The following is a 25,137-nucleotide window of genomic DNA, read 5'->3' on the forward strand; positions in this document are numbered from 1 at the left end:
GGGCGGGGCCGCACGGGCGGGGCGAGGGCGTCATCGCCCCTACGCCGCCCCCCGGAACGTGCGCCGATACGCCCCCGGCGTCACGCCGATCGTCGCGTGGAGGTGCTCCCGCAGGGACGTGCCCGTGGCGAAGCCGACCTGGGTGGCGATGTCGTCCACCGGGAGGTCGGTGGTTTCCAGGAGGTGCCGCGCGCGGTCGAGGCGGCGGTGGATCAGCCAGCGGCCGGGGCTGGTGCCGACTTCCTCGGTGAAGCGGCGGGCGAAGGTGCGCACGCTCATGCGGGCGTGGGTGGCCAGTCGGGCGAGCGACAGCGGTTCGTGGAGGTGTTCCACGGCCCACTGGCGAGTGGCCGACGTGCCGCTGGCGGGCTCCTCGGGCACCGGGCGTCGGATGTACTGTGCCTGGCCGCCGTCCCGCCACGGCGGGACGACGCACGCGCGGGCCACCTCGTTGGCCACGGCGGCGCCGTGGTCCTTCCGGACGATGTGCAGGCAGACGTCGACGCCGGAGGCCGCGCCCGCCGAGGTGAGGATGTCGTCGTCGTCCACGAAGAGGACGTCCGGGTCGAGGGCCACCCGCGGGTACCAGGAGCGGAAGGTGTCCGCGAGGGCCCAGTGGGTGGTGGCCGGGCGGCCGTCGAGCCGGCCGGCGGCGGCCAGGACGAAGGCGCCGGTGCAGATGGAGACGATCCGGGCGCCGGACGGTATGGCCGCGAGCGCCTCACCGGTCTTCCGGGACAGCTCGCGGGTGAGACGGCCGATGTCGAACGGGGGCAGGACCACCGTGTCGGCCGTGGCCAGCGCCTCGGGTCCGTGGCCGACCGTGACCGAGAAGTCGGAGTTGGTGGCGACGGGAGCGCCGTCGGCCGAGCAGGTCAGCACCTCGTAGCGGCCGCCCGCCGAACCGAAGACCCGGTTGGGGATGCCCAGCTCGAAGGGGTACACCCCGTCGAGGGCGAGGACGACGACACGGTGAGCGGTCATTGGCACGATCCCGTTGAAAGATGGCTTTCATGCCATGGTACGCGCGGGCGGCTCCGGCGAACCTGGACGTATGACGAATCACGCCACCATGCGCGCCATCAGCCAGGACGAGTACGGCAGCCCCGAGGTCCTCAAGGAGACCGAGCTGCCCCGCCCCGAGCCTGGGCCGAGCGAGATCCTGGTCTCCGTCCGTGCCGCCGGTCTCAACCCGACCGACTGGAAGCACCGCGCCCACCGCGTCTTCCTCGACCGGCTCCCCCTCGTCCTCGGCTGGGACGTCTCCGGTGTCGTGGAGGCGGTCGGCTACGGCGTCACCCTCTTCAAGCCCGGTGACGAGGTCTTCGGGATGCTGCCCTACCCGCACGGCGTCGGCTCCCATGCCGAGTACGTCACCGGACCCGCCCGCGCCTTCACGCACAAGCCCGCCTCGATCGACCACGTCCAGGCGGGGGCGCTCCCGCTGGCCGCGCTCACGGCGTGGCAGGCGCTCGTGGACACCGCGCGCGTCCAGCCCGGTCAGCGGGTGTTGGTGCACGCGGCCGCCGGCGGGGTCGGGCATCTCGCCGTACAGATCGCCAAGTCCCTCGGGGCGCACGTGATCGGCACGGCGAGTGCGCCGAAGCACGAGTTTCTCCGGTCACTTGGCGCGGACGAGGTGATCGACTACCGGTCCGTCGACTTCCGCGACGCCGTGCGGGACGTGGACGTGGTGCTGGACCCCCTCTCCGGCGACACCCGCGGACGTTCGCTCGACGTACTGCGCCCCGGTGGCGTGCTCGTCTCGCTGCTGCCCGGTACCGATCCGGAAGAGGGGGCGAAGGCCGAGGCGCGTGGGGTGCGGGTGGAGACGCTGCTCGTGGAGGCCGACCAGGCGGGGATGAAGGCGGTCGCCGAACTGGCGGCTGCCGGCGCGCTGCGGGCCCACATCGAGGAGGTGTTTCCGCTGGCGGAGGCGGCGAAGGCGCACGCGCTGGGGGAGACGGACCGTACGACCGGCAAGATCGTGCTGGTGGTTGACGCGTCCTGACGGGCTGACGGATTCCAGCGGTGACGCTCCGGCTCGCGTCGGCGGTGGCGAATCCCACCGCCGACGCGAGCCGGAGTCGTGCCGGGGACTACTTCCCGAACGCGTTCACGCCCGTCAGTTCCGCCGACAGCTCCCACAGCCGTGCCGCCTGCCCGGGGTCGGTGGCCCAGGGCTTCACGCCGGCCCAGGTGCCGTCCTCGGGGGCGGGTTCGGCGATGTCGCAGTCCTCGAGGTAGAGGCCGCCGAGGGTGTCGAGCTGGGGGGAGGTGGCGGCCCAGACCTGGGTGGCGGCGCCCTGCTCGGGGGTCTTGAAGCCGGAGGGGTTCAGGGGGTTGCCCTGTTCGTCGATCCAGCCGCGTTCGACCATCTCCTCCTTGGCGAGGTGGCGCTGGAGCGGGGTCATGATGCCGCCCGGGTGGAGGGAGAAGGCGCGGACGCCCACGTCGCGGCCGAGCTTGTCGAGGTGGAGGGCGAAGAGGGCGTTCGCCGTCTTCGCCTGGCCGTACGCCTGCCACTTGTCGTAGCCCTCGGTCCACTGGACGTCGTCCCAGCGGATGGGCGAGAGGTGGTGGCCGCGGGAGGAGACGGAGACCACCCGGGCGCCGCCCTCCGCGAGCGCCGGCCACAGGCGGTTGACCAGGGCGTAGTGGCCGAGGTGGTTGGTGGCGAACTGGGTCTCCCAGCCGGGGCCCACCCGGGTCTCCGGGCACGCCATGATCCCGGCGTTGTCGATCAGGATGTCGACGGTGCGGCCGGAGGCCAGGAACCGCTCGGCGAACCCCCGTACGCTCTCCAGGTCGCCGAGGTCCAGCTCGTCCACCTCGACGCCGTCGAGGTCCGCCAGTGCCTCTCGGGCCACGTCGGGACGGCGCGCCGGTACGACGACGTGCGCGCCCGCCTTCGTGAGCGCGCGGGTCGTCTCCAGGCCGAGGCCCGAGTAGCCACCGGTGACGATCGCGAGCTTCCCGGTGAGGTCGATGCCGTGCAGGACCTCGTCGGCGGTGGTGTCGGCGCCGAAGCCTGAACCGATCTTGTGCTGTGCAGGAGTGCTCATGCCCGGAACGCTACGAATTGGAGTGCGCTCGAAGTCAAGCGGGACACCCGGGATTCAGGACACCGGCCGCCTGAACCCGGCCCTCACGCCCTCCCCTCGCGCCCCCTCACCCCGGCAATGCCAGCACCGCCACCACCACCGTCCCCACCACCAGCCACGCCACATAGTCCCCGATGTGCCCCGAGTGCAGTCGGCGCAGCGGGGTCGTCCAGGTGTGCAGGCGGGACGAGACGGGGTGGGCCACCGCCCACGCCGCCAGGGCGACGGCGAGGGCCGAGGAGAGCAGGTCCAGGAGGACGCCGGGCGGGGTCCACTCCGGCGGCGGGGACGAGGCGGAACCCAGCATCTCGTCCACCGCGCGGCCCACCGCCTCCGCCACCGACGGGAACACCCCGACGGCCAGGGAACCCGCCAGGAGCGCGATCGGTACCGTCAGCATGGTGTCGGGGAGGCGGCGCAGCAGGCCGCCCGTCTCCGGCTCCTCGTGCTCGCCCGTCGTCTCCGGTTCCTCGTTCCGCTCGGTCTGCTCGCCGCGCAGCGCGCCCACACCGTCGTCGGCCCGCCGCCCGGCGCGCCGTCCAGCGCGCCGGGCGTTCGCCACGCGGTACCCGGACGCATCGCCATGAAACCACCGCGCCGGGAACGATCACCGGAGCCACGGCGGGGGTCGCGCGACACGGGCGGCCGCCGGCCGGGGCGGCGCGTGCCGCCGCCGGAACACCGTGCGCCGCTGCCGCCGGAACCGCGCGCTACTTCCGCCAGAACAGGTGGTGCGTCACGCCGCTCGGGCTCGGCACGACGTCCATGTGGAAGCGGTCGAGGAGTTCGTCGGGGGAGTCCCACAGGCGCAGTCCGTGGCCGAGCTTGAAGGGCGAGACCGTCACGTGGAGCGTGTCGACCAGGTCGGCGTCGAGGAACTGGCGGATGGTCGAGACGCCGCCGCCGAGCCGGACGTCCTTGCCCTGCGCGGCCTCCCGGGCCTGCGCGAGGACCGTCGCCGGGTCGCCCGAGACGAAGTGGAACGTGGTGTCCGAGAGCGTCAGCGGGGGACGCTCGTGGTGGGTCAGCACGAAGACGGGGGTGTGGAACGGGGGTTCGTCGCCCCACCAGCCTCGCCACTCGTCGCCCTGCCACGGACCGCGCACGGGGCCGAACTTGTTGCGGCCCATGATCTCGGCGCCGATGTTCCGCGGGTAGTCCCGGGTGAGGTAGTCGTCCAGTCCCCGGCTGCCGCCGGGCTCGGTCCGCATGGGCCAGCTCGCCGTCGCCCCGGCCCAGGCGAACAGCCGCCCGGGATCGACATGACCGAACGGCCGTTCAAGCGTCTGGTCCTCCCCGGCGCCGATCCCGTCGCTCGAGACGTTGAAGTTCTGGACCCTCAGCAGTTGAGTCATGTGTTTCCTCCGAAGCGGAAGCCGGTGCCGGCGCGGTGCCGACGGGGCTTGGACCGTGTGGAACGACGAAAGTCATCGGGTGGGTACGGGGTCCGTCCGCGCACACCCGGGCAGACGCGAGGCATACGTGAGAGTCGCACGGGCACGCGAAGCAGAAGTCGTAGAGGACGGATGAAGACCGTCTTCAAGAAAGCTTCCGGCGGGCGGAGTTCATGAGCAGCAGCAGCGACGACGAAAGCCAGAAGGACGGCAAGGACGCGGAGGAGCGGCTGGACCTGCCGACGGTCGTCAGCCGGGCGGGCAGTCAGCTCTCCGCCTTGCTGCAACGCGAGGCGGGCGCCGTTTCGGCGGTGCGGGCCACCGATGACGGGTGGTCCGCGGAAGTCGAAGTGGTCGAGCTGGAAAAGGTGCCGGACACGATGAGCGTCATGGCGTCCTACCGCATCGAGCTCGACCACCGCGGCCGCCTCCTCGGGTACGAACGGCTGCGCCGTTACGCCAGGGGCCAGATCGACCGACGTTGAACGGACCGACGGAAAGGAGCTCACCATGGCACTCGTCCAACAGAGCAGTACCACCTCCGGGGGCAGCGGATCGGGAAATCTCTACGACGTCCTCGAACTCATCCTCGACCGAGGGCTCGTGATCGACGCGTTCGTGCGCGTCTCGCTGGTCGGCATCGAGATCCTCAAGATCGACGTACGGGTCGTCGTCGCCAGCGTGGACACCTACCTCCGCTTCGCGGAGGCGTGCAACCGCCTCGACCTGGAGTCGGGCCGCAAGGCGCCGAGCCAGCTGACCGATCTCGTGGGCGACATGACCGAGAGCGGGGCGAAGGGGAAGTCGAAAGGAGCGCTGACCGGAGCGGTCGAGGCGTTCACCGACTCCCTCCAGGGCAAGCACGACGAGCCCGAGGAGGAGCCGCGCAAGCGCACGGCCCGCAAGTCGACGTCCAGCCGCCAGTCGTCCCGCCGCGAGGAGTGAGAAGTGCCCACCTACGTCTACGGCATCACCGGTGCCGACCATCCCCTGCACCTCGACGACGTACGGGGTGTCGGCGAACCCCCGGCCGAGCTGCGGACGGTACGGACCGACACGCTCACCGCGGTGGTCAGCGACGCGCCCGAGGGGCTGCGCGCCAAGCGCCGTGACGTCCGTGCCCATCAGAGCGTCCTGGAGGCGCTGATGGCCGACGGCGCGACGCTCCCCATGCGCTTCGGACTCCTCGCGCCGGACGACGACCAGGTCGCGGCGGCGCTGGACGCGGAGAGCGACGGCTACCGCGACCGTCTGGCCCAGCTCGACGGCCAGGTCGAGTACCACCTGCGGGTCGTCCGCGACGAGGACGACCTGCTGCGCGAGATCGTCAACACCTCCGACCGGGTGCGGGAGCTGCGTCAGCGCACGCTGGCCGACCCCGACGCGCACGACGAGCGGATCGCCCTCGGCGAGACGGTCTCCCACGAGGTGGAGGCCCGCCGGGCCGCCGAGGCGCGGACGCTCTCCGACGCACTGGCGCCCACCGCGACCAGCGTGTCCCCGGGCGAGGCCGGCACCGACATCCTCAGTGTGTCGTTCCTCGTCGAGGACGCGAAGACGGACACGTTCGTCCAGGCCGTGCAGCGCGAGGCCGAACGGCTCGGTGACGCCTACACGTTCACCCTCACCGGCCCGCTGCCGCCGTACAGCTTCGTCTGACCCGGCCACGCGAACGGCCACCGCCGGAAGGGAGTCGGCCATGGGCCTGATCACCGGCATCCTCACCCTCCCGCTCGCCCCCGTCCGGGGCACGGCGTGGGTCATCGACCAGGTGCTGACGGCCGCGGAACGCGAGTACTACGACCCCGGGCCGGTACGGCGACAACTTGCGGAGCTGGAACACGCGTTGACCGAGGGGCGGATCTCCGAGGAGGAGTACGACCGCCTGGAGGACGAGCTGCTCGACCGGCTGGACGAGATCGAACGTTACCGGCAAGGGAGTTGAGCAACACAGGGTTCGAGCCGCACCGGGGTTCAGGGAGCGAGCGGCAAGGAGGCCGAGCCGGTCCATGACGAACCGCGACGAGAGAAGAACGGAAGAAACCGGGGTGCACACACCATGACGAAGAACGCCAAGATAGCCGTCGCTCTCGTGGGCGGATACGTCCTCGGGCGCACGAAGAAGGCCAAACTGGCCCTCGGGCTGGGCATGTTCCTGGCCGGCAAGAAACTCGACCTCGACCCCCGGCGGGTCGGCAAGCTCATCGCCAACTCGCCCGCGCTCGGCGGACTCAACGACCAGGTGCGCTCGCAGCTCGTCGACGCCACGCGCACGGCGGCCACCGAGGCGCTCACCCAGCGGGCGGCCGGGCTCGCCTCGTCGCTCGCGCGGCGCACCGAGGCGTTGCAGGACCCGACGGGCGCCACCGACGCGGTGCGGGACGACGACGGCGAGGCCGCGGACGACGCGGAGGACTCCGCCGAGTCCGCCGACTCCGGCGACGAGGGACCGGCCCGGCGCACGTCGTCCGGCGGCAGCGGCCGCGCCCCCGCCAAGCGGGCCCGCTCCTCCGCCGAAGGCGGTGCGCGCCGTACCGCGGGAACCGCCCGCAAGCGCACCGGCGCCGCGAAGTCCGCCGCCGGCAAGGCGAGCGGCGCGCGCGGTGCCAAGAAGCGGACCACCTCCACGCGCAAGAGCGGCGGTGACAGCGATGCCTGACTCCACCGTCGGCAAGATCCGTGAGGACGTGCTGTCGAACCCCGCCACCGACCGCCTCAAGGAAGAGCTGCGCAACTACCTGGTCGCGCGTGCCGAGCACACCGTGACCGGACTCGGCCGGCGGCTCGGCGAGGGCGTTTCCAAGCTGGCGGAGCCCGGCGGTGCCTCCGGCCCGCTCAAGAGCCTGGCCAAGGGCGGGCAGGCGCTGTCCGAGGGCAGGTCCCCGGCACAGGCCGCGGTGAGCGCGGGCGTCTCCCACCTCAAGGAGAGCGTCAAGGACAAGGTCAAGGGCCTGTTCGGCAAGGGACGCAAGGCGGGCGGCGGCAAATCCAAGAGCGTCACCATCGTCGAGGACATCGACGTGGGCGTGCCGGTGCGCGAGGCGTACGACCAGTGGACCCAGTTCCAGGAGTTCAGCACCTTCGCCAAGGGCGTGGTGAGCGTCGAGAAGGCGGACGACACCAGCAGCAACTGGAAGGTCAAGGTCGCCAAGTCCACCCGGAGCTGGAAGGCCAACGTCACCGAGCAGGTCCCCGACGAGCGGATCACCTGGACGACCGAGGGCGCCAAGGGCACCGTCAAGGGCGTCGTCACCTTCCACGCCGTCACCGACGACCTCACCAAGGTGCTGCTGGTCCTGGAGTACTTCCCCAAGGGCCTGTTCGAGAAGACGGGCAACATCTGGCGCGCCCAGGGCCGCCGCGCCCGCCTCGACCTCAAGCTCTACCGCAAGTTCCTCATGATGCGCGGCGAGGCGACCGACGGCTGGCGCGGTGAGATCCGCGACGGCGAGGTCGTGGTCCCGCACGAGGAGGCGGTCGAGCGCGAAGAGGCGGAGGAGTCGCAGCAGTTGGAGGGCTCCGAGGACTCGGACGCGCCGGAGGACGACGACTCCTACGCCGCCGAGGACGAGGCGTCCGAGGACGCCCCCGGGGACGAGTCGTACGACGAGGACGAACCCGAGGGCTACGACGACGAGTTGGCGGACGAGGAGCCGTACGACGAGGAGGAGCCCGAGGAGTACGAGGACGAGGCCGAGCTGTCCGACGAGGAGGCCGAGGCCGCCGACGAGGAACCCGAGCCCTCCGACGACGAGCCCGCCTCCCGCGGCTCCCGGCGCCGGCGCACCGCCGACGCGCGGGCGTGAGCAAGGACCGTCCGACAGACAAGGGTTGACGACGTGACCGAATCACTCAGCGGCCGCCTGCCCGCTCCCACGCGCTCCGCGTCCCCTTACGGGGGACAGGGATCGTCCGCGAACCTCGCCGACATCCTGGAGCGAGTCCTCGACAAGGGCGTCGTGATCGCGGGTGACATCCAGATCAATCTGCTCGACATCGAGCTGCTCACCATCAAACTCCGCCTGCTGGTGGCCTCGGTCGACAAGGCCAAGGAGATGGGCATCGACTGGTGGGAGCACGACCCCTCCCTGTCCTCGCGTGCGCCCTCCCGCGCCCCGGCCGCCCAGCTCACCGAGGAGAACGAGCGGTTGCGCGCCGAGATCGCCCGGCTGCGCGCGGCGTCCGGTCCGGCGCTCACCTCCGAGGCGGAGGCCGCTCCCGAGGCGGAGCCCGAGGCGGAGCCCGAGGCGGAGCCCGGGGGGAGGTCCGGCCATGAGTGACACGGAACTGCGGTACGTCTACGCCGTCGGGCGGGACGAGGAGGCGCTGGACCGGGTGACGGGCCTGGTCACCGGAGTGGACGGCCACTCCCTCCACACCGTGCGTGGCGGCGGGCTCACCGCCCTGGTGTCCGGCGTCCCGGCCGACCGGTTCGAAGAGGCCACTCTCACCGCCCAGCTGGAGGACCTGGACCGCCTCGAACGCCTCGCCCGCGCGCACCACGCCGTCGTGGACGCCGCCTTCGCCGGGACGACGGTCCTGCCGATGCGGCTCGCCACGGTGTACCGCGACGAGGCACGGGTCGCGGCGATGCTGGAGGAACGGCGGGTGCCGTTCGGCGAGCTGCTGGACCTGCTCGACGGTCACGTGGAACTCGGCGTGAAGGTGTACGCCGTGGCGCGGGCCGCCGCGCCGGCACCGGCGTCCCCGGAATCCGAGGCGGCCGGCACCTCGCCGGGGCGCGCCTATCTGCGGCGCCGCCGTGCCCAGCGGGACACCGTACGGAACGCGTACCGCGTCGCGGCCGACCTGGCGGAGGTCGCGGCGCGGGAGGCGGGGGCACTGGCGGCGGCCCGCGTGTCGCACCGGCCCCAGCAGGGCGAGTGGTCCGAGGGGCGGGGCGAGAACGTGGCGAACGAGGCGTACCTCGTGCCGGTGGGCGCGGTGGAGGAGTTCCGCGCGCGGCTCGGTTCGCTCACCCGGCCGGGGGTCGGGGTCGAGGTGACCGGGCCGTGGGCGCCGTACTCGTTCGCGACGGGGGCGGGGGAGGCGGCTGATGCAGGTGAGGCGGCTGAGGCCGGGGGTGCCGGACACGCTCAGGTGCCCCCGTCGGCCGCCGAGGCCCAGCGGCAGGCCCCCGCCGGGGGGAGGTCCGCATGAGCGTGCGTACCGTCGGCGTCCACGACCCCGAGCCCCTCTCGGGGCCGCCCGTCGCCCTCATCGACCTGCTGGACCGCCTGCTGACCGGCGGTGCCGTCCTCACCGGCGATCTGGTGCTGTGCATCGCCGACGTGGATCTGGTCCACATCAATCTCCGCGCGGTCATCCGGTCGATCACCTCGGACGAACCGGCACCCCAGGAGGCTTTTCCCTCCCCGCGCGGTCAGGAGTTCTGAACCATGCCCGAAACCTCCGTGGACGCCCTCGCCGACCGTCTGCTGAACATGACCGGCGCCACCTCCACCGGAAATGCGCACCAGCGATGGAAGACGGACCCCGACACGGTGGAGCGGGATCTCGTCAAACTGGTCCTCACCATCGTGGAACTGCTGCGCCAGCTCATGGAGCGCACCGCGATCCACCGCGTCGACCAGGGAGATCTCAGCGAGGAACAGGAGGAACGCATCGGTGTCACGTTGATGATCCTCCAGGAACGGATGGAGGAACTGTGTGAACGGTACGGCCTCACCATGGACGATCTGAATATGGATCTCGGTCCGCTGGGATCACTGCTTCCGAGGGAATTCTGAGTCATTTCCGACGCCGCGCCGAAAGCCTGTTTGAGTTACCGACCCGAGGACAGAAGGAGCATCATGACCACCGAGAACAAGAACACCCGGAATTCGACCGCCAACGGCGCCAAGAAGGCCGCCGCTTCTCGGACGGCCACCGCGCGGGACACCGCCCGCGAGGCGAAGGAGACGGCGCTGGACGCCAAGGAGACGGCGCGCGAGGCGACGGACTCCACGGCCTCCGGTGTCCAGTCGGCCGGTCAGGCCGCCCAGCGCGTGAGCCGCGCGGCGGCCGTCGGCCTCCGGAGCGGCCAGCAGGCCGTCACGGCCAACGCCGCCAAGGTCGCCGCGGCCGCCGGGTCGGCGTGGACGGTCGTCAAGCACCGCAAGGCGATCGCCGCCGGAACCGCGGCGGCCGTGGCGGGCGTCGCCGGTGCCGCCTTCGCGATAGGCCGCTCCACGGCCAAGCCCCAGGTGGGCCCCCTGACCCGGCTCACCGGCGGCCGCATCTGAGCCCCCGCGCCGGGCCGCACCCCAGAGCCCATCACCAGGCCGGTCCCGCCGTTCGAACGGCGGGACCGGCCTGGTCATGCCGCACGCCCTGCGGCCCGTCGACGGCGGCGAGCGGCGGAGCCGGGTGGAGAGACGTGTCCCGGCCCGGCTGGATGCGGCTCCCACCCGCCCGGGCGCGAGCGGGACGAGAGCATGACCGCACCGGCCCACTGGGCGGGCGCCGTCCACCTGGGGCGCTGATTCGAACCCGGGGACGGACGGTGAACCGCCCCGGACCGCCGCACGCCCCCTCGCGCGCCGGACCGGGTCGCCGTATCGGTCAGCCGGCGGCAGGCCGCAGCCGGACCGGCAGGCTCTGGTGACCGTTGCTGATCATGGAGTGGACCGGCTTCAACTCGTCGGCGGGAACGGCCGGTTCCATGTCCGGGAAGCGCTCGAAGAGCTGCCGCAGCGCGGTGGCGATCTCCATGCGGGCCAGCGGTGCCCCGATGCAGAAGTGGACGCCGTGTCCGAAGGCGAGGTGCTCCTTGGAGAGGCGGGTCACGTCGAACTGGTCGGCGGTCGGACCGTGCCAGTCCGGGTGGCGGTTGGCCGCGGCGTAGGAGGCGAGGATCGCGTCGCCCTCGGCGATGACCCGGCCGTCGGGCAGCGTGACGTCCCTGACGGCGTAGCGCAGCGGAAGGTGCTTGACCGAGGGCTCGAACCGCAGCGTCTCCTCGACCACGTCCTCCCACGTCGCGCGCCCGGCCCGCAGGTGTTCGAGCTGCTCGGGGTCGGCCAGCAGCGCGGTGACGGCCTGGTCGATGGCGTTGACCGTGGTCTCGTACCCCGCGCTGATCACCAGCAGGAGAGTGTCGCGCAGCTCCTCGTCCGTCATGCCCTTGCCGTCGCCCTCCTCGTCGCGGGTGGCGACCAGCAGGGAGGTCATGTCGTCGCCGGGCTCGGCGCGCTTGGCCGCGATCAGCTCGTCCAGCGCCGCGTAGAGGCCGGCCGTGTTCTTCATGGCCTCCTCGGTCGTCAGCGTGGTGTCGAAGACACCGTCCACCGTGGTGCGGAACACGGCGGTCTGGTCCACGGGCACGCCCATGAGCCGGCCGATCACCGTGATCGGCAACGGGTACGCCAACTGCTCGCGCAGGTCTGTCACTTCGTCGGCGGGACGGGCGTCGAGAGCGTCCAGGAGATCCTTCACCGTCTCCTCGACCACCGGTTTGAGCACGGCGATGCGGCGGGCGCTGAAGGCGGGCGCGACCAGGCGGCGCAGCCTGCGGTGGTCGCCGCCGTACGCGGTGAACATGTTGCTGACCGCGACCCAGAGCACGAGCGGCCAGGAGGTCAGCGCGTCCTGGAAGCCGGGCCAGTGGGCGCGGGCGTCCTTGGACACGTCAGGGCTGGTCAGGAGCTGCTTGAGGAAGTCGGGGTCGGTCACGGACCACGCGGTGACGCCGAGGATGTCCACCTGGGTGGCCGCACCCCGGGCGCGCAGCGCCTTCAGCTCGGCGTGGTGGTCGGCGCCGGTGGGGTCCAGGACGAGGACGGACTGCTCGGTCGCGGATATCGACTGTTCGGGCACGCGGGCTCCTTCAGCGATGGACGGGGAACAGGACGGGGAGGGCTTCCAGGGCGCGGTGGAACGGGCCGGGGCGCCACCGCAGTTCGGACGCCGGGACGGCGAGGTCCATCTCCGGGATGGCGTCGAGGAGATGACTCAGCGCGGTCTCCGCGATCAGGTACGCGTGCGAGCGCGCCGGACAGGTGTGGGGGCCGATGCTCCACGCGAGGTGGGCACGGTTGCCGCTGACGCTCGACGCGGGCATCCCGAGGGTGAGTTCGGGGTCGTTGTTGCAGGCGGACAGCGAGATCACCACCGGCTGGTGGGCCGGGAGCAGACAGCCGTCGATGTCCGTGGGGTACGGCGGATAGCTGATGCAGTAGTTCGCCATCGGCGGGTCGCTGTAGAGGACGGCGTCCAGCGCGTCGCGCAACGTCGACTGTCCGGCGTGCAGTTCGGCGGAGAAGTCCTCGTCGGTGAGGATCTTCAACTGGGTGTTGGCGATGAGGTTGGTCAGCGGCTCGATGCCCGCGCCGTAGAGCGTGACGAGCTGGTGGGCCATCTCCTCGTCGTCCAGGGCGGCTTCGTGCGCGATGAGACGGGAGGTCACGTCGTCGCCGGGGCGTTCGCGGCGCAGTCCCACCAACTCCCCGATCGCCTGGGCGAGAAGCGCGTTGCCGTGGTCGGCGTCCTTCGCCTCGAAGATCTTCGCCATGCCGTCCGCGATGCGCGCCCCGATGTCGTCCGGGCAGCCCAGCAGCGCGCTCAGCACCCGGAAACTGATCGGCCACGCGTACTGGGTGAGCAGGTCGGCCCGCCCGGTGTCGCCGAACCCGGCGATCGCCTCCTCCGCGATCTTCTCGACCAGTGTGCGGAGTTGGTGCTGGTCCACCGCGTCCAGGCTCGCGGTGTTGGCGCCCCGGTAGCGGGCGTGCTCGGTGCCGCCGCTGCGCAGCGCGTTGGGCCGCCACTCCATCATCGGCAGCACCGGACACGTGCGCGGCACCGCCTTCTGCCACACCCGGGGGTCGGCGGGGAAGCGCAGCGGGTCGTTGAGGATGCGGCGCGCGGCGTCGTAGCCGATCACCAGGGTGGCGGGGATGCCGGGGGAGAGTTCCACGGGCACCAGCGCGCCGTACGTGGTGCGCATCCGCTCGTAGGCGGTGTGCGGGTCGGCCGCGAACTCCGGTGTGTACAACGGGATGCGGGCCGGGGCTTCGAGATCGGCGGAGGTCATCGCAGGGGCTCCAGGGACGCTGCGGGCCTGAGCCCGACCAGGTGTTCCGTGAGGGTGATCAGGGCGCGCAGGGAGGAGACGCGGTCCCGGGCGTCGCAGCTCGTCAGCGGGGTGCCGGGGTCGAGCGCGAGGGCCTCGCGCAGCTCCGACTCGGCGTAGACGGGGGCGTCCGGGAAGGTGTTGATGGCGACCGCGTACGGCGTGCCCCGGTCCTCAAGGAGGCCGAGGGCACCGTGGCTCGCGTCGAGGTCGCGGGTGTCGGCCAGCACGAGACAGCCGAGCGCGCCCTCGGAGAGGTCCTCCCACAGCGGCTTGAAGCGGACCTGCCCGGGCAGCCCGAACAGGTACAACGCCAGTGCGCCGTCGACCAGATGGATGCGGCCGAAGTCCATGCCGACGGTGGTGGTGGTCTTGTCCGGGGTGCCGCGCATGTCGTCGATGCCGACGCTGACCTCGGTGATGGGTTCCTCCATGCGCAGCGGCCGCACCTCGGACACACTGCCGATGAAGGTTGTCTTGCCCACCCCGAACCCGCCGGCTATCACGATCTTGGCCGACTGCGTCACCGTGTGGGGCACGTAAGTGACAGGCGGGTCAGAGGAGTTGTCGAAGTCCATGGAGCACCCTTACGAGAATGTCGTCCTGCGGCTGATCGGAGTCGGCGGCGACCGGGCTGGTCAGTCGGCCGGTGTCCATGAGGCGGGAGACGAGAATGCGGACGGTGGAGGGCGGCAGTTGCAGCGCGGCGGCGATGTCGGCCACGGCCAGGCCGCCGCACCCGGGTGAGAACAGGCTCATCACCCGGCGTTCGTCCGTGGCGAGTTCACCGGCGGAGCCGGTCGCGGCGATGACCACGCTCTCCCAGCGCACGTCGTCCCGTGGACGGATCTGGCCGCCGGTACGGACGTAGGGCCGGACCATGTCCGGGTCGCGCCGCGGCCCGCTCATGCCCCGAGACTCCCGTCACGCTGGGGAACCGGCGTGCGTTCGCCGGTGGAGAGCTGCGTGCCCAACTGCACCGCCAGGCGAACCATGTGGTCGGTGATGAGACCGACGTCCGCCAGCGGTCCGGTCGTACAGACCATCAGCGTGGTGTTCTGCCCGGCGGCCGTCGTCAGGCAGAAGTTGTTCGCGCACTCCACGAGATGCTGGCGCACTCCGCCACCGCCGGTGAACTCGTCCCACGCCTTGGCGGAGGCCCGCAGCGAGGCGGTCAGGGCGGCCAGCTTCTCGCCGCCCTCCTGGTCGATGGTGTGCGTACGGGCCTTGAGCAGGCCGTCGCCGCTCACCAGCACCGCGTACCGGACCCCCTCGACCGAGCCGAGCTGTTCGTCCAGCAGCCAGCCCAGGGAGTTGGCGTGAGTCTCCGACATGGTGTTCAACGTCCTTCTTCAGTGCGGGGGGTGCTGGTGCTGTGGTGGTCCCGGCCGCGCCGGGTGCCCGCCATCCAGGAGGCGGCGACGCCGGGGCTGCCCGGCTGGACCGACGGGGCGGCGGGCTTGGCGGCGGAGGCGGCCTGCGTGCCCGGCCCGGCGGAAGCGGAGCCGCTGGCTGCGGTGCGCGGGGCGCGCCTGCGGACGGTGAGGCCGCTCGCCGTCGTGGTGGACGGCTCCGGCCGGGTCCGCTCCGGCGCGCTCTGCGTCTGCTGCGCCGGGAGGACGGCCCTGGTGCGGGCGGCGCGGGCCTGCGCAGACCTGACCGACTCGGGGCTGGTCAGCAGGTTCTGCGGGAGCACGATGACGGCACGGGTGCCGCCGTAGATGTTCGGCGTGGTGATGTCGACGCGGAAGCCGTAGTCCTTGGCCAGCGCGGCGGCCACCCGGAGCCCGGTCTGCGGGTAGGCGCCGAGCGCGGTGATGTCGTCGCGCTGCTCGCCGGAGAGCACCTTGCGGGCCCACAGCACCCGCTCGTCGTCCATGCGCAGTCCGGCGTCGTCCACGATCAGGAAGGCCGCGTTGTGGCCGTGGTCGAGGGTGACGTGCACGCGTGCGGCGGGCGGCGAGTAGCGCAGGGCGTTGCTGAGCAGCACCGCGAGGGTGTGGATCACGGCCTCGACGGCCCGGCTCTCGACCGCGAGGGTCTCCATCTCCGGGTGCTGGACGCGCTCGTACCCCTCGACGCGGCCCATGGCGGCGCGCACGATGTCGGTGAGGGTGGTCGCCCGCCAGCGGGCGGAGAGCTTGTCCCCGGCGAGGACGGAGAAGCCGGAGGCGATGAGCAGCATCTGCTGGGAGAGATGGTCGATCTCGTTGAGCGTGGCGTACGCCTCGTCGGAGATGTGCACCTTGCGCACCCCGGCGCTGACCGACCGGCTCAGGTTCTTCGCCCGCTGCACCAGACTGGAGGCGAAGGCGCGCACCGTGGCGCGGGCGACGTCGACCGACTCCCGCCGGGCATCGGCGACTCGGGCGTCCGCCGCCTTCTGGATCCCGGCGGCCCGCTGCTCGGACCGCTCCTCCGCACGCCGCTCCGCGAGCGCCACGGCGTTGCGGGTCTCCTCGCTCAGTGCGGTCAGCGCGTGGGCGAGCGGGGTGCCGGCGAGCTGCGGCGGCAGGACCGGCGCGGTGACCGGCTCGGTCGTGGGGGAGGCGACCGAGGCCGTGACCCTCCCGACGTACTGCTCGGCGGCGCGCAGCTGCTGGGAGAGGGTCTCGGCGCGTTCCTGCAGTCGCTCGGCGCGTCGCCGTCGGCGCGCGGCGACCCGCGCGTAGTACGTCACCGCGGCGGCGCCGACCGCCACGAGCGCCAGGAACAGGATCAGTTCGGTCATCGGGCCGTCCTCGCGACGATGGTGCGGGGGGAGTCGGTGGCCGGCCGGACGCGGTGGCGGGACGGGGTGCCCGCGTCGTCCGTCGACGGCGTCGCCGTGGCCCGTAACCCGGCCGTCGGTCCGTGCGCCTCCGGTGGCGCCGACGAGGCGCGAGCGGTACGGGCTGCCCGTAAGAGACGCATGACTGAACTCCTGCTGGGGATCGGCCGGGTCGCGCTGCGGGGCGCGCGTGTGCGACGGACCGGAGCGTGTGGTGGCGGCGTCGAGCGAACCGGGATGTCCAGCGGGGCCGTTCCCTGCGGAGCCCACTCACGTGGCCCGCGCCCACGCGTCGCGTCCGGGGCGGATCGTCGGTGCGGGCGGTGGTCGGGCCGTGAGTCGCGCGCTGGAGCAAGACGTTGGTCCTGGGGCGCCCCTCCCGGTCCGCCGCGGGGTGCTGCCGCGCATCGCCGGCAGCTCATTGACGATGGTGAGAATACGGTCCGTAACGTAGTCCTCGCAACGCCGAACGAAAGTACGGATATGCGTGATCTCGCGTACCGAGTGCGGTACTTGGACCAGACGCCGCCAGGCCGAATACCGCACCCCCGGCGCTCCCGCGCGGCCCTGCGAGGGGCCCGGAGGGGGTGCCGGGGGCTGAGGCGATCCGGTGAAGATTTCGACACGTCTGTGAACGCGGGAACCGTCGGCGGCTCCTCGGATCACCCGTTCGCGCGGCTCACCACGGCAGCACCCCCGCCGCGTTCCGGAACGTCCCCGTCGGTCCGTCCGGGCCCACGCAGGCCAGACGGACGACGACCTCGGCGCCCTCCTCGACGCTCTGGGTGCCGGTGTGGTGGTTGAGGTCGGTGGCGGTGAAACCGGGATCGGCGGCGTTGATCCGGATGCCGTCGAACGCCTTGGCGTACTGCACGGTGAGCATGTTCAGGGCGGCCTTGGAGGCCGGGTAGGCCAGGCTCGGGTAGAAGTGCTCGAAGGCCGCGGGGTCGGCCAGGGCCGGGGTGTGGGCGAGGCCGCTGCTGACGTTGACCACCACCGGGTGGTCCGAGCGCAGCAGCAGGGGCAGGAAGGCGTGCAGGGTGCGCACGGCGCCGAAGACGTTCGTCTCGAAGACGGTCCGCACGTCGTCGGCGGTGGTCTCGGCGGCCAGGACGAAGCCGCCGTCGGGGTGGCGCGGCTCGATCCCGGCGTTGTTGACCAGCACGTCCAGGCCGCCCTCCGCCTCGATGGTCTTCACCGCGGCGGCCACGGACGCGTCGTCGGTGACGTCGAGCGGGACGAAACGGGCGCCCAGCTCCTCGGCGGCGCGCCGCCCCCGCTCGGGGTCGCGGGCGCCGACGTAGACGGTGTGCCCGGCGGCGAGCAGACGGCGGGCGGTCTCGCGGCCGATGCCCTTGTTGGCTCCGGTGATCAGTGTTCTCGTCATGACTCCAGCCTGCGCCGGACGCCCGCCACCAGCCAGAAGACCGCTTTTCCTGGGACTGGCGGTACCAGGCACGCACCGCCGCGCGGCGGCACACTGGGGGCATGACGACCACGGACCTGGGCGACGCGATCCGCCGCTGGCGGGACCGGCTGGCCCCCGGTGACGTGGGACTGCCCGCCGGTGGCCGCAGACGGGCGGCCGGGCTGCGCCGCGAGGAGCTGGCGCAGCTCGCGGGGATCTCCGTCGACTACGTGACCCGGCTGGAGCAGGGCCGCGCGAGCAACCCCTCCTCGCAGGTCGTGCAGGCGCTCACGCGCGCGCTGCGGCTCTCGGGGGAGGAACGGGACCACCTCCACCGCCTCGCCGGACTCGCACCGCCCGGACCGAGGACGGTGCCCGTCTTCATCCCGCCCAGCGTGCACCGCCTGCTCGACCGGCTGGCCCACACCCCGGTCGCCGTCCACGACGCCACCTGGACCCTGCTCGCCGCCAACCCGCCCTACGCCGCGCTGATGGGTGACTCCACACGCTGGCGCGGCCGCGAACTCAACGGCGTCTGGCGCCACTTCCTCGGGCCCGGCGCACCCGTCACCTACACCCCCGAGGCCCGCGCCGCCTTCGAGTCCGCCCTCGTCGCCGACCTCCGCGCGGCCGCCGCCCGCTACCCCGCCGACCGTGACCTGCGTGACCTGGTGGCCGAACTGCGCGACGGCAGCCCGGAGTTCGCGCGCCTGTGGGATTCGGGCACGGTCGGCGTCCACGAGGCCGCCCGCAAGACCATCGACCATCCGGCCGTCGGACCGGTGACCCTCGACTGCGACATCCTCTCGGTAGCGGGCAGCGACCTGCGGATCATGGTCTACACGGCGGAACCCGGCACGGAGGACGCCGAACGGCTGGCGCTGCTCATGGTGTGGGGCACGCAGCGGGTGGAGACTCAGCCCGGCGCCACCGGATAGCGGTACACCGGCGGCAGACACGGCAGCAGCCCCGGCCACACCGTGTCGATCACATGCGCGCTCGGGGTGAACAGCGGCTCGGGCAGCACGGGCAGGTCGGCGGGGTCGTGCCACTGCCAGCGGTCGATCAACGCCGGTTCCCTGACCTCCGGTTCGCCGGTGAAGGCGTGCACACGGACGGCGGCGGTCAGCCGGGGGAACCCGTGGAGGGAGTCCATCAGCAGGGCCAGCGTCCGGGTCGTGCCCGGGTCGGCCCGCAGACCCGTCTCCTCGGCCAGCTCCCGTACGCCCGCCGCCGTGAAGTCCTCACCCGGGTCGTTCTTGCCGCCCGGCAGCTCCCACACCTCACGCTTCCTGGACCAGCCCAGCAGCACCCGGCCGGCCGCGTCGGTCACGACGACACCCGCGCCGGTGAGCGCGTGCGGCGAGGGACGTCCCTTGTCGGCGTAGGGGACCCGCTCGGTCTCTGTCACGTTCTCATCGCTCCTTCTGCCACGCCCGGACCCCCAGTCTGCCTGTCGCACCCAGGTCCGGTTCCGGGGTCACCCTCACCGGCGTGGCGCCGGCGGCAGGGTGACGGGGCGGACGGCACCGAGGCTGCCGTCGAGGTCGGCGACCTCGTCGCCGGGCGCGAGGCGGATCCCGTCGACCACCTGGTCGTCGGCGTCGAGGACATGGTGCCGGGGACGGCCGTCCATGTCCCGACGAGTGCCGAGCCGCCCGGGAGCAGCCTCAGGTCCGCTCAGGCCCCCGCCGCATCCCGTCCTCGAACGCCCGCAGAATCCGCTCCGCCGCCAGCGTCGCCGTCAACGTCCCCTCCCGTACCCGCTGTTCCAGCTCCGGCGCGGTCTCCCGGACCGCCGGGTCCGAACGCAGACGGCCCAGGAGTTCGTCGCGGACCATGGTCCAGGTCCAGCCGACCTGCTGGTCGCGCCGCTTGGCGCCGAGCCGGCCCGTGGAGTCGAGCAGGGTGCGGTGCTGTTCCAGGCGCTCCCACACCGTGTCGAGCCCGGCGCCCTCGCGCGCGCTGCAGTGCAGCACCGGCGGAGTCCAGAACGCGTCCTTGCCGTGCATCAGCCGCAGCGCGCCCGCGAGTTCACGTGCGGCCGTCTTCGCGTCCCGCTCGTGCGGGCCGTCCGCCTTGTTGACGGCGATGACGTCCGCGAGCTCCAGGACGCCCTTCTTGATGCCCTGGAGCTGGTCGCCGGTGCGGGCGAGGGTGAGGAGCAGGAAGGAGTCGACCATGTCGGCGACCGCGGTCTCCGACTGGCCGACGCCGACGGTCTCGACCAGGATCACGTCGTAGCCCGCCGCCTCCATGACGATCATGGACTCCCGCGTCGCCTTGGCCACCCCGCCGAGCGTGCCCGCGCTGGGGGAGGGGCGGACGAAGGCGCCAGGGTCGACGGCCAGCCGTTCCATGCGGGTCTTGTCGCCCAGGATCGAGCCGCCGGTGCGCGTCGAGGACGGGTCCACGGCGAGCACCGCCACCCGGTGCCCCAGCGAGGTCAGCATGGTGCCGAACGCGTCGATGAACGTGGACTTGCCCACGCCCGGCACCCCGCTCACCCCGATCCGCCGCGCCCGCCCGCTGTGCGGCAGCAGTTGGGTCAGCAACTCCTGTGCCAGCGACCGGTGTTGCGATCGGGTGGACTCCACGAGCGTGATGGCGCGGGCCACCACGGCCCGCTTCCCGTCGAGCACACCCTTCACATAGGCGTCGAGATCCATCGCGGCCATCGGGGCTACAGGGCGTGGCCGAGGTCGGCGGCGAGCCGACGCACCAGGTCGTGCGCCGCGTCCGGGATGACCGTGCCCGGCGGGAACACCGCCGTCGCGCCCATCTCCAGCAGCGTCGGCACGTCCTGCGGCGGGATCACCCCGCCCACCACGATCATGATGTCCTCCCGGCCCTCCTCGGCCAGCTTCTCCTTCAGCGCCGGGACCAGCGTGAGGTGCCCCGCGGCCAGCGAGGACACCCCGACCACGTGCACGTCCGCCTCGACCGCCTGCCGGGCGACCTCCTCCGGCGTCTGGAACAGCGGGCCGACGTCCACGTCGAATCCCAGGTCGGCGAAGGCGGTCGCGATCACCTTCTGGCCCCGGTCGTGCCCGTCCTGGCCCATCTTGGCGACCAGGATGCGCGGCCGACGGCCCTCGGCCTCCTCGAAGGCGTCCACCAGGGCACGGGTGCGGTCCACGGAGGGCGACTCCCCTGCTTCGTTGCGGTACACGCCGGAGATCGTACGGATCTGCCCCGCGTGCCGGCCGTACACCTTCTCCAGGGCGTCCGAGATCTCGCCCACCGTCGCCTTCGCGCGCGCCGCGTTCACGGCCAGCTCCAGCAGGTTGCCCTCGCCGTCCGCCGCCCGGGTCAGCGCGTCGAGCGCGGCCCGGCACGCGACGTCGTCCCGCTCCGCGCGCAGCCGCCGCAGCTTCTCGATCTGCTGCGCGCGCACCGAGGAGTTGTCGACCTTGAGGACCTCGATCTGCTCGTCGGAGTCCACCCGGTACTTGTTCACGCCGATCACCGGCTGACGCCCCGAGTCGATCCGCGCCTGGGTGCGCGCCGCCGCCTCCTCCACGCGCAGCTTCGGGATGCCCGCGTCGATGGCCTGCGCCATGCCGCCCGCCGCCTCGACCTCCTGGATGTGCTGCCACGCCTTGCGCGCGAGGTCGTACGTCAGCCGCTCCACGTACGCGCTGCCGCCCCACGGGTCGATGACCCGCGTGGTGCCGGACTCCTGCTGGATCAGCAACTGCGTGTTGCGCGCGATCCGCGCCGAGAAGTCGGTCGGCAACGCCAGTGCCTCGTCGAGGGCGTTGGTGTGCAGCGACTGGGTGTGACCCTGGGTCGCCGCCATCGCCTCGACACACGTCCGCGTGACGTTGTTGAACACGTCCTGCGCGGTCAGCGACCAGCCCGACGTCTGCGAATGGGTGCGCAGCGAAAGGGACTTGGCGTTCTGCGGATCGAACTGCCCGACCAGCTTGGCCCAAAGGAGCCGGGCCGCGCGCAGCTTGGCGATCTCCATGAAGAAGTTCATGCCGATCGCCCAGAAGAACGAAAGCCGGGGCGCGAACGCGTCCACGTCCAGGCCCGCTTCACGCCCGGCGCGGAGGTACTCCACGCCGTCCGCGAGGGTGTACGCCAGCTCCAGGTCGGCCGTCGCACCGGCCTCCTGGATGTGATAGCCGGAGATGGAGATGGAGTTGTAGCGCGGCATCCGCTGCGAGGTGTACGCGAAGATGTCGGAGATGATCCGCATCGACGGCTTCGGCGGATAGATGTAGGTGTTGCGGACCATGAACTCCTTGAGGATGTCGTTCTGGATGGTCCCGGCCAGCTTCTCGGGCGGTACGCCCTGTTCCTCCGCCGCCACGATGTAGAGCGCCAGCACCGGCAGCACGGCGCCGTTCATCGTCATCGACACGGTCATCCGGTCCAGCGGAATCCCGTCGAACAGCTGCCGCATGTCCAGGATCGAGTCGATGGCCACGCCCGCCATGCCGACGTCACCGGTCACGCGCGGGTGGTCGCTGTCGTAACCCCGGTGCGTGGGCAGGTCGAAGGCGACCGACAGACCCTTCTGCCCGGCCGCGAGGTTGCGCCGGTAGAACGCGTTGGACTCCTCGGCCGTGGAGAAACCCGCGTACTGCCGGATCGTCCAGGGCTGGTTGACGTACATCGTCGGGTAAGGACCGCGCAGATACGGCGCGATGCCCGGGTACGTCTCCAGGAAGTCCAGGCCCTCCAGGTCCCGCCCGGTGTACAGCGCCTTCACCCCGATGCCCTCGGGGGTCTCCCACACCGGCTCACCGCCCCCGGTCGCCCGCTCGACGGCGGCCCGCCACTCCTCGGCACCACCGTCCACGGCCGGGGTGCCCAGCTCGATCCCGGAGAAGTCGGGGATTCCCATCAGGACACTCCCATGCGGTCGAGAGTCGCGGACAGTACGGCGACGGCGTCGCAGCCCGCGAAGACGTAACTGTCGACGCCCGCGTACCCGGCGGGGCGTCCGGCCAGGGCCACATGGCGGGCGCCCGCCGCGCGCAGCGCCTCGGCGGCCCGCTCGGCCTCCTCCGCGTACCGGCTGTCGCTGGAGCAGAGGACCGCCTCGGTGGCGCCGCTGTCCTCGAACTTCCCGGCGGCGACGGGTTCGATGCCGCCCGCCTGGAAGAGGTTGGCGGCGAAGGAGGCGCGCGCGGTGTGCTCGGCGGCGGGCCCGAGCGTGGCGAGGTAGACGCGGGGACGGGTACCGGTGGCCGCGAGATGGGCGTCCGAGCGGGCCCGCAGCGCCTCGTACGCCTCGTCCCGGCGCACGCGCGGCAGACCGCCGGAGCGCGGTTCGGGGGCGGGCTCGCGCACGACCGGCTTCTCCGCCAGGAACGGGAACTCGCTGACACCCGTGATGGGTTCGCGCCGCTTGGCGAGCTTCGCGGACCGCTCCCGCCAGGTCTTCGCGAGGTCCTCGCGGAGCCTGCCCGAGCGCAGCACGGCCGCCTGGCCGCCGTCCTGCTCGATGGAGCGGAAGAACTCCCAAGCGGCTTTGGCGAGTTCGTCGGTCAGTCGCTCCACGTACCAGGAGCCGCCCGCAGGGTCGATCACCCGGGCCAGATGCGACTCCTCCAGCAGGATCGTGGAGGTGTTGCGCGCGATACGGCGGGCGAACGCGTCGGGGAGACCGAGGGCGTGGTCGAAGGGCAGCACGGTCACCGAGTCGGCGCCGCCCACCCCGGCCGCCAGGGTGGCGACCGTGGTGCGCAGCATGTTCACCCACGGGTCGCGGCGGGACATCATCACCGGCGAGGTCACCACGTGCTGGGTCTGCGCGCCCGGAGCCCCGCACACCTCCGCCACCCGCGCCCACAGCCGGCGCGCGGCGCGCAGCTTGGCGACGGTCAGGAACTGGTCGGCGGTGGCCGCGTACCGAAACTCCATTTGAGCGGCCGCCTGTTCGACGCTCAGCCCGGCCTCGGTCAGCTCCCGCAGACACGTCACGGCGGTGGCCAGCGAGGCACCCAGCTCCTGCGCGGCCGAGCCGCCCGCCTCGTGGTACGGCAGCGCGTCCACCGTGAGCGTGCGCAGCCCCGGGTACGCCTCGGCCACCCGCTTGGCGAGCGCGGCCACGGGGGCGAAGTCCAGCGCAGTGCCGGTGCGGGCCTCGTGGCCCAGCGGGTCGGCGCCGAGGCTGCCGCGTACGGCCTCGGGGGCCACGCCCCGCTCCTCGTACAGCCGCAGCAGCGCGGACGCGGCGGCCTCGGTGTCGGCGCCCGCGTCCAGCACGACGGGCGCGAGGTCCAGATAGACGCCGTCGAGCGCCCGGCCGAGGTCCGCGACGGGGATGCCGCCCTCGCCCAGGACCAGCCAGAGCGAGGTGGCGCCGTTCTCCAGGTCGGCCAGCACGGTGCCGTCGCCGAGCGTGGCGTGCCGCTGCCGTACGTCCCAGCCGCCCGCGGTGTTGCCCTCGGGCCTGCCGCCGCGCGTGAACGGGGCGAAGCCCGGCAGCCCGGGGTCGGGGGCGGCGTCGCGCGCGGTGTACAGCGGGCGGGTGCGCAGCCCGTCCTCCAGCGTCGTGGACAGGGCGTCCTCAGCCGCGCCGCCGGAGACTTCCTTGCCGGACTTGCGCAGTACACCCTCGACCAGGCGTTGCCACTGCTCGTGCGTCGCGTCAGGGAACTCGGCGGCCAGGGAGAGCCCGTCGTCAGGCAGGACCGTCATGCTCGGATGTTAGGACAGGGGGCTCAGATGACAGCAGAAGGCCGGGCTGTGACGTTTCCCTCGTTGCGGTTGTGATCCGGACCTCTGGACGGGCCATGTGGCGCCGTGCGCACGGCGGATGGCGCCGCGAGCGGACATGCGGGGGGTCGCACAGTGTGTCGCTGTTGGGCTGAACGGGTGACTTGGCGTAAGAATTGGCAGGTGCAGGCATCGCAAGCGAGTCAGGTCAGGGGGAGCCGGTGAGCCGTTACGACGTCACCGATGAACAGTGGGAAGGGCTCGCCCAGGTCGTGCCGCTGCGGGGCCGGGACGCGTGGCCGTCCGCGGTGAACCACCGCTCGCTGCCGGACGCCGACACCGAGACACGCCGCCGCTTCGTCGTCCTGAGGGTCAATGTGTTCGCGGACGCGCGCGACGTGGCCGAGACCCTGATGGCCGGCATCCCGGTACTGCTCGACCTGTCCAGCGCGGAGACCGAGGTCGCCAAGCGCGTCCTCGACTTCAGCACCGGCGTCGTCTTCGGCCTGGCCAGCGGGATGCACCGGGTGGACCGGAACGTCTTCCTGCTGACGCCGCCCGGGACCGAGGTCAGCGGGCTGATGGGCATGGAGGCGTCGGGCGGCTGAGGAGCCGTCACGACCCCTCGCGCGTGCCGCTCGTAGGGTCGTAGGACTTGGCCGGGGTGGACGGTGTGCCCCGTTTTGACCCGGTCGCCCGATCGTGGGAAG

30 protein-coding genes are annotated in these 25,137 nt (G+C 72.2%); 14 read left to right on the forward strand and 16 right to left on the reverse strand.

Features of this window, described 5'->3' with window-relative positions:
* Nucleotides 1-39 precede the first annotated feature (39 nt).
* The gene (locus ACWEEU_RS21120; RefSeq protein WP_451734199.1) at nt 40-984 is read right to left on the reverse strand and encodes a GlxA family transcriptional regulator; all 945 of its coding nucleotides are present in this window, start codon (nt 982-984) and stop codon (nt 40-42) included.
* Between the two features lie 88 nt (nt 985-1,072).
* Between ACWEEU_RS21120 and ACWEEU_RS21125 the strand changes: the two genes are divergently transcribed.
* Nucleotides 1,073-2,011 (forward strand): NADP-dependent oxidoreductase, encoded by a 939-nt coding sequence (locus tag ACWEEU_RS21125; RefSeq protein WP_451734297.1) that lies wholly within the window; start codon nt 1,073-1,075, stop codon nt 2,009-2,011.
* 88 nt (nt 2,012-2,099) lie between these two features.
* Here the strand turns inward: ACWEEU_RS21125 and ACWEEU_RS21130 are convergent, their stop codons facing one another.
* The 3 genes from ACWEEU_RS21130 to ACWEEU_RS21140 form a co-directional block, all read right to left on the reverse strand.
* Nucleotides 2,100-3,065, reverse strand: coding sequence for an SDR family NAD(P)-dependent oxidoreductase (locus ACWEEU_RS21130; RefSeq protein ID WP_451734201.1), 966 nt, complete (start codon nt 3,063-3,065; stop codon nt 2,100-2,102).
* A 106-nt stretch (nt 3,066-3,171) separates the two neighbouring features.
* A complete protein-coding gene (locus ACWEEU_RS21135; RefSeq protein WP_451734203.1) occupies nt 3,172-3,666 on the reverse strand; it encodes a hypothetical protein in 495 nt (164 codons plus the stop codon).
* 148 nt (nt 3,667-3,814) lie between these two features.
* A complete protein-coding gene (locus tag ACWEEU_RS21140) occupies nt 3,815-4,459 on the reverse strand; it encodes a dihydrofolate reductase family protein (protein WP_451734207.1) in 645 nt (214 codons plus the stop codon).
* Nucleotides 4,460-4,671: 212 nt separating this feature from the next.
* On the opposite strand from ACWEEU_RS21140, the gene gvpO reads away from it, so the two are divergent.
* The 11 genes from gvpO to ACWEEU_RS21195 all read left to right on the forward strand — a co-directional run bounded on the left by gvpO (nt 4,672) and on the right by ACWEEU_RS21195 (nt 10,743).
* Nucleotides 4,672-4,983 (forward strand): gas vesicle protein GvpO, encoded by a 312-nt coding sequence (gene gvpO, locus ACWEEU_RS21145; RefSeq protein WP_385751139.1) that lies wholly within the window; start codon nt 4,672-4,674, stop codon nt 4,981-4,983.
* A gap of 25 nt (nt 4,984-5,008) precedes the next feature.
* Nucleotides 5,009-5,443: a gas vesicle structural protein GvpA gene (locus tag ACWEEU_RS21150; RefSeq protein ID WP_385751141.1), complete on the forward strand. Its 435-nt coding sequence runs from the start codon at nt 5,009-5,011 to the stop codon at nt 5,441-5,443.
* Nucleotides 5,444-5,446: 3 nt separating this feature from the next.
* Nucleotides 5,447-6,157, forward strand: a complete 711-nt coding sequence (locus ACWEEU_RS21155; protein WP_385751144.1) for a GvpL/GvpF family gas vesicle protein — start codon at nt 5,447-5,449, stop codon at nt 6,155-6,157.
* Nucleotides 6,158-6,197: 40 nt separating this feature from the next.
* On the forward strand, nt 6,198-6,443 hold the full coding sequence (locus tag ACWEEU_RS21160) for a gas vesicle protein GvpG (protein WP_385751147.1): 246 nt from the start codon (nt 6,198-6,200) through the stop codon (nt 6,441-6,443).
* Nucleotides 6,444-6,557: 114 nt separating this feature from the next.
* Nucleotides 6,558-7,157, forward strand: a complete 600-nt coding sequence (locus tag ACWEEU_RS21165; protein ID WP_451734210.1) for a hypothetical protein — start codon at nt 6,558-6,560, stop codon at nt 7,155-7,157.
* Complete coding sequence (locus ACWEEU_RS21170; protein WP_385751152.1) at nt 7,150-8,304, forward strand: SRPBCC family protein; 1,155 nt, start codon at nt 7,150-7,152, stop codon at nt 8,302-8,304. Before ACWEEU_RS21165 ends, ACWEEU_RS21170 begins: the two co-directional genes overlap by 8 nt.
* Before the next feature lie 33 nt (nt 8,305-8,337).
* Complete coding sequence (locus ACWEEU_RS21175) at nt 8,338-8,778, forward strand: gas vesicle protein (RefSeq protein WP_451734212.1); 441 nt, start codon at nt 8,338-8,340, stop codon at nt 8,776-8,778.
* Nucleotides 8,771-9,658 carry a GvpL/GvpF family gas vesicle protein gene (locus tag ACWEEU_RS21180; protein ID WP_451734214.1) on the forward strand — a complete coding sequence of 296 codons (888 nt, stop codon included), beginning with the start codon at nt 8,771-8,773 and terminating at the stop codon, nt 9,656-9,658. Before ACWEEU_RS21175 ends, ACWEEU_RS21180 begins: the two co-directional genes overlap by 8 nt.
* Nucleotides 9,655-9,894, forward strand: coding sequence for a gas vesicle protein (locus tag ACWEEU_RS21185; RefSeq protein WP_385751161.1), 240 nt, complete (start codon nt 9,655-9,657; stop codon nt 9,892-9,894). Before ACWEEU_RS21180 ends, ACWEEU_RS21185 begins: the two co-directional genes overlap by 4 nt.
* Before the next feature lie 48 nt (nt 9,895-9,942).
* On the forward strand, nt 9,943-10,248 hold the full coding sequence (locus ACWEEU_RS21190) for a gas vesicle protein K (protein ID WP_385751166.1): 306 nt from the start codon (nt 9,943-9,945) through the stop codon (nt 10,246-10,248).
* A gap of 63 nt (nt 10,249-10,311) precedes the next feature.
* A complete protein-coding gene (locus ACWEEU_RS21195) occupies nt 10,312-10,743 on the forward strand; it encodes a hypothetical protein (protein WP_451734216.1) in 432 nt (143 codons plus the stop codon).
* 319 nt (nt 10,744-11,062) lie between these two features.
* Here ACWEEU_RS21195 and ACWEEU_RS21200 read toward each other — a convergent pair whose 3' ends face one another.
* The 7 genes from ACWEEU_RS21200 to ACWEEU_RS21230 form a co-directional block, all read right to left on the reverse strand.
* Entirely contained in the window at nt 11,063-12,316 is a 1,254-nt protein-coding gene (locus ACWEEU_RS21200) for a cytochrome P450 family protein (protein ID WP_385745946.1), read from the reverse strand.
* 10 nt (nt 12,317-12,326) lie between these two features.
* A complete protein-coding gene (locus ACWEEU_RS21205) occupies nt 12,327-13,532 on the reverse strand; it encodes a cytochrome P450 (RefSeq protein WP_451734218.1) in 1,206 nt (401 codons plus the stop codon).
* Nucleotides 13,529-14,149, reverse strand: coding sequence for a GTP-binding protein (locus ACWEEU_RS21210; RefSeq protein ID WP_385745950.1), 621 nt, complete (start codon nt 14,147-14,149; stop codon nt 13,529-13,531). Before ACWEEU_RS21210 ends, ACWEEU_RS21205 begins: the two co-directional genes overlap by 4 nt.
* Nucleotides 14,127-14,480: a DUF742 domain-containing protein gene (locus ACWEEU_RS21215; RefSeq protein WP_199584087.1), complete on the reverse strand. Its 354-nt coding sequence runs from the start codon at nt 14,478-14,480 to the stop codon at nt 14,127-14,129. Before ACWEEU_RS21215 ends, ACWEEU_RS21210 begins: the two co-directional genes overlap by 23 nt.
* Nucleotides 14,477-14,905 (reverse strand): roadblock/LC7 domain-containing protein, encoded by a 429-nt coding sequence (locus tag ACWEEU_RS21220; RefSeq protein WP_018547271.1) that lies wholly within the window; start codon nt 14,903-14,905, stop codon nt 14,477-14,479. The genes ACWEEU_RS21215 and ACWEEU_RS21220 overlap by 4 nt, the downstream gene beginning before the upstream one ends.
* A gap of 5 nt (nt 14,906-14,910) precedes the next feature.
* Nucleotides 14,911-16,302: an ATP-binding protein gene (locus ACWEEU_RS21225; protein ID WP_385745951.1), complete on the reverse strand. Its 1,392-nt coding sequence runs from the start codon at nt 16,300-16,302 to the stop codon at nt 14,911-14,913.
* Between the two features lie 718 nt (nt 16,303-17,020).
* Nucleotides 17,021-17,728: an SDR family NAD(P)-dependent oxidoreductase gene (locus tag ACWEEU_RS21230; protein ID WP_385745953.1), complete on the reverse strand. Its 708-nt coding sequence runs from the start codon at nt 17,726-17,728 to the stop codon at nt 17,021-17,023.
* A gap of 101 nt (nt 17,729-17,829) precedes the next feature.
* Here ACWEEU_RS21230 and ACWEEU_RS21235 point away from each other — a divergent pair, with 101 nt between their 5' ends.
* Nucleotides 17,830-18,687 (forward strand): helix-turn-helix transcriptional regulator, encoded by an 858-nt coding sequence (locus tag ACWEEU_RS21235; RefSeq protein ID WP_451734221.1) that lies wholly within the window; start codon nt 17,830-17,832, stop codon nt 18,685-18,687.
* Here ACWEEU_RS21235 and ACWEEU_RS21240 read toward each other — a convergent pair.
* From ACWEEU_RS21240 to ACWEEU_RS21260, 5 genes are all read right to left on the reverse strand, one after another.
* Nucleotides 18,666-19,160 (reverse strand): nucleotide triphosphate diphosphatase NUDT15, encoded by a 495-nt coding sequence (locus tag ACWEEU_RS21240; protein ID WP_451734223.1) that lies wholly within the window; start codon nt 19,158-19,160, stop codon nt 18,666-18,668. The two genes, ACWEEU_RS21235 and ACWEEU_RS21240, sit on opposite strands and share 22 nt — an antisense overlap.
* Before the next feature lie 75 nt (nt 19,161-19,235).
* On the reverse strand, nt 19,236-19,385 hold the full coding sequence (locus ACWEEU_RS21245) for a hypothetical protein (protein ID WP_451734225.1): 150 nt from the start codon (nt 19,383-19,385) through the stop codon (nt 19,236-19,238).
* A 34-nt stretch (nt 19,386-19,419) separates the two neighbouring features.
* Nucleotides 19,420-20,427: a methylmalonyl Co-A mutase-associated GTPase MeaB gene (gene meaB / locus ACWEEU_RS21250; RefSeq protein ID WP_451734227.1), complete on the reverse strand. Its 1,008-nt coding sequence runs from the start codon at nt 20,425-20,427 to the stop codon at nt 19,420-19,422.
* A gap of 5 nt (nt 20,428-20,432) precedes the next feature.
* Nucleotides 20,433-22,607, reverse strand: a complete 2,175-nt coding sequence (scpA, locus tag ACWEEU_RS21255; protein WP_451734229.1) for a methylmalonyl-CoA mutase — start codon at nt 22,605-22,607, stop codon at nt 20,433-20,435.
* Nucleotides 22,607-24,409 (reverse strand): methylmalonyl-CoA mutase family protein, encoded by a 1,803-nt coding sequence (locus ACWEEU_RS21260; RefSeq protein WP_451734231.1) that lies wholly within the window; start codon nt 24,407-24,409, stop codon nt 22,607-22,609. Before ACWEEU_RS21260 ends, scpA begins: the two co-directional genes overlap by 1 nt.
* Nucleotides 24,410-24,648: 239 nt before the next feature.
* Here ACWEEU_RS21260 and ACWEEU_RS21265 point away from each other — a divergent pair, with 239 nt between their 5' ends.
* Complete coding sequence (locus tag ACWEEU_RS21265) at nt 24,649-25,035, forward strand: cell division protein SepF (protein ID WP_385745968.1); 387 nt, start codon at nt 24,649-24,651, stop codon at nt 25,033-25,035.
* Nucleotides 25,036-25,137: the final 102 nt, after the last annotated feature.

This window comes from Streptomyces sp. NPDC005004 (assembly GCF_053600675.1).

Coding starts and splice junctions, on each gene's coding strand:
- ACWEEU_RS21120 (WP_451734199.1), bottom strand. CDS start 984: ATGACCGCTCACCGTGTCGTCGTCCTCGCCCTCGACGGGGTGTACCCC.
- ACWEEU_RS21125 (WP_451734297.1), top strand. CDS start 1,073: ATGCGCGCCATCAGCCAGGACGAGTACGGCAGCCCCGAGGTCCTCAAG.
- ACWEEU_RS21130 (WP_451734201.1), bottom strand. CDS start 3,065: ATGAGCACTCCTGCACAGCACAAGATCGGTTCAGGCTTCGGCGCCGAC.
- ACWEEU_RS21140 (WP_451734207.1), bottom strand. CDS start 4,459: ATGACTCAACTGCTGAGGGTCCAGAACTTCAACGTCTCGAGCGACGGG.
- gvpO (WP_385751139.1), top strand. CDS start 4,672: ATGAGCAGCAGCAGCGACGACGAAAGCCAGAAGGACGGCAAGGACGCG.
- ACWEEU_RS21150 (WP_385751141.1), top strand. CDS start 5,009: ATGGCACTCGTCCAACAGAGCAGTACCACCTCCGGGGGCAGCGGATCG.
- ACWEEU_RS21160 (WP_385751147.1), top strand. CDS start 6,198: ATGGGCCTGATCACCGGCATCCTCACCCTCCCGCTCGCCCCCGTCCGG.
- ACWEEU_RS21165 (WP_451734210.1), top strand. CDS start 6,558: ATGACGAAGAACGCCAAGATAGCCGTCGCTCTCGTGGGCGGATACGTC.
- ACWEEU_RS21170 (WP_385751152.1), top strand. CDS start 7,150: ATGCCTGACTCCACCGTCGGCAAGATCCGTGAGGACGTGCTGTCGAAC.
- ACWEEU_RS21180 (WP_451734214.1), top strand. CDS start 8,771: ATGAGTGACACGGAACTGCGGTACGTCTACGCCGTCGGGCGGGACGAG.
- ACWEEU_RS21185 (WP_385751161.1), top strand. CDS start 9,655: ATGAGCGTGCGTACCGTCGGCGTCCACGACCCCGAGCCCCTCTCGGGG.
- ACWEEU_RS21190 (WP_385751166.1), top strand. CDS start 9,943: ATGACCGGCGCCACCTCCACCGGAAATGCGCACCAGCGATGGAAGACG.
- ACWEEU_RS21195 (WP_451734216.1), top strand. CDS start 10,312: ATGACCACCGAGAACAAGAACACCCGGAATTCGACCGCCAACGGCGCC.
- ACWEEU_RS21205 (WP_451734218.1), bottom strand. CDS start 13,532: ATGACCTCCGCCGATCTCGAAGCCCCGGCCCGCATCCCGTTGTACACA.
- ACWEEU_RS21210 (WP_385745950.1), bottom strand. CDS start 14,149: ATGGACTTCGACAACTCCTCTGACCCGCCTGTCACTTACGTGCCCCAC.
- ACWEEU_RS21215 (WP_199584087.1), bottom strand. CDS start 14,480: ATGAGCGGGCCGCGGCGCGACCCGGACATGGTCCGGCCCTACGTCCGT.
- ACWEEU_RS21220 (WP_018547271.1), bottom strand. CDS start 14,905: ATGTCGGAGACTCACGCCAACTCCCTGGGCTGGCTGCTGGACGAACAG.
- ACWEEU_RS21225 (WP_385745951.1), bottom strand. CDS start 16,302: ATGACCGAACTGATCCTGTTCCTGGCGCTCGTGGCGGTCGGCGCCGCC.
- ACWEEU_RS21230 (WP_385745953.1), bottom strand. CDS start 17,728: ATGACGAGAACACTGATCACCGGAGCCAACAAGGGCATCGGCCGCGAG.
- ACWEEU_RS21235 (WP_451734221.1), top strand. CDS start 17,830: ATGACGACCACGGACCTGGGCGACGCGATCCGCCGCTGGCGGGACCGG.
- ACWEEU_RS21245 (WP_451734225.1), bottom strand. CDS start 19,385: ATGGACGGCCGTCCCCGGCACCATGTCCTCGACGCCGACGACCAGGTG.
- meaB (WP_451734227.1), bottom strand. CDS start 20,427: ATGGCCGCGATGGATCTCGACGCCTATGTGAAGGGTGTGCTCGACGGG.
- scpA (WP_451734229.1), bottom strand. CDS start 22,607: ATGGGAATCCCCGACTTCTCCGGGATCGAGCTGGGCACCCCGGCCGTG.
- ACWEEU_RS21260 (WP_451734231.1), bottom strand. CDS start 24,409: ATGACGGTCCTGCCTGACGACGGGCTCTCCCTGGCCGCCGAGTTCCCT.